The 458-nt window shown below is 57.9% G+C and carries 1 protein-coding gene; it reads left to right on the top strand.

The window, feature by feature from the left end; translation table 11 throughout:
- Window positions 1-381, top strand: a 381-nt coding sequence (locus AACY49_RS30900) for a GIY-YIG nuclease family protein (protein WP_445262691.1), incomplete at its 5' end; no start/stop codon positions are given.
- Between the last annotated feature and the right edge of the window lie 77 nt (window positions 382-458).

Raw genomic sequence — 458 nt, 5'->3', positions numbered from 1 at the left:
CGGCAAGGGAGTGAAGCGAGCATGGAAAAACAGCCCTGCGTCTACATCCTCGCCAGCAGCAAATGCGGCACCTTGTACATCGGCGTTACGTCCAACCTGATCGGTCGCCTGCAACAACACCGGGCAGGGTTGATCAAGAGCTTTACCTCCCGCTACGGGGTCGTGCATCTGGTCCACTTCGAGATGGCGGACACGATGGAAGCCGCGATCCTCCGGGAAAAGCAGCTCAAAAAGTGGAACCGAGACTGGAAGCTCAATTTGATTGAGCGGTCCAATTCCGACTGGACGGACCTGGCGGTCGGACTGGGCTTAGCTCCGATCGCCAAAGATGTGATTATGGATTCCCGCCTTCGCGGGAATGACGGAGATATGTGTGGCTGACCTCGCCGATACTGAATCGCTGCTGCCCAAAATCGGCGAAGCCGACGCGGCTGAACTCGAATCGCTCCGCGTTAGCC

Source organism: Pseudomonas sp. EL_65y_Pfl2_R96 (genome assembly GCF_963970905.1).
Classification (GTDB): Bacteria; Pseudomonadota; Gammaproteobacteria; order Pseudomonadales; family Pseudomonadaceae; genus Aquipseudomonas.
The sequence above is the reverse complement of the archived record's forward strand: the minus strand, read 5'-3'. Positions and strand labels throughout refer to the sequence as shown.